Origin of the sequence: Enterobacter cloacae complex sp. 2024EL-00711 (assembly GCF_047529885.1) — a bacterium.
GTDB classification, from domain to species: domain Bacteria; phylum Pseudomonadota; class Gammaproteobacteria; order Enterobacterales; family Enterobacteriaceae; genus Enterobacter; species Enterobacter ludwigii.
Genome location: NZ_JBLIZC010000019.1, coordinates 1 through 1,068 on the forward strand (window position 1 = coordinate 1; position 1,068 = coordinate 1,068).

Sequence of the window (1,068 nt, forward strand, 5' to 3'; positions counted from 1 at the left end):
ACGGCTTACAGAACGCTCCCCTACCCAACAACGCATAAGCGTCGCTGCCGCAGCTTCGGTGCATGGTTTAGCCCCGTTACATCTTCCGCGCAGGCCGACTCGACCAGTGAGCTATTACGCTTTCTTTAAATGATGGCTGCTTCTAAGCCAACATCCTGGCTGTCTGTGCCTTCCCACATCGTTTCCCACTTAACCATGACTTTGGGACCTTAGCTGGCGGTCTGGGTTGTTTCCCTCTTCACGACGGACGTTAGCACCCGCCGTGTGTCTCCCGTGATAACATTCTTCGGTATTCGTAGTTTGCATCGGGTTGGTAAGCCGGGATGGCCCCCTAGCCGAAACAGTGCTCTACCCCCGAAGATGAATTCACGAGGCGCTACCTAAATAGCTTTCGGGGAGAACCAGCTATCTCCCGGTTTGATTGGCCTTTCACCCCCAGCCACAAGTCATCCGCTAATTTTTCAACATTAGTCGGTTCGGTCCTCCAGTTAGTGTTACCCAACCTTCAACCTGCCCATGGCTAGATCACCGGGTTTCGGGTCTATACCCTGCAACTTAACGCCCAGTTAAGACTCGGTTTCCCTTCGGCTCCCCTATACGGTTAACCTTGCTACAGAATATAAGTCGCTGACCCATTATACAAAAGGTACGCAGTCACCCCATAAAAGAGGCTCCCACTGCTTGTACGTACACGGTTTCAGGTTCTTTTTCACTCCCCTCGCCGGGGTTCTTTTCGCCTTTCCCTCACGGTACTGGTTCACTATCGGTCAGTCAGGAGTATTTAGCCTTGGAGGATGGTCCCCCCATATTCAGACAGGATACCACGTGTCCCGCCCTACTCTTCGAGTTCACAGCCTGTGTGCTTTCGTGTACGGGACTTTCACCCTGTACCGTGCGACTTTCCAGACGCTTCCACTAACACACAAGCTGATTCAGACTCTGGGCTGCTCCCCGTTCGCTCGCCGCTACTGGGGGAATCTCGGTTGATTTCTTTTCCTCGGGGTACTTAGATGTTTCAGTTCCCCCGGTTCGCCTCGTTAACCTATGTATTCAGTTAACGATAGTGTG

Annotated in this window: 1 rRNA gene; it reads right to left on the reverse strand. The window is 52.6% G+C overall.

Annotation, left to right across the window (positions count from 1 at the left end):
• A 23S ribosomal RNA gene (locus tag ACMVME_RS22775) occupies nt 1-1,068 on the reverse strand; the annotation flags it as partial.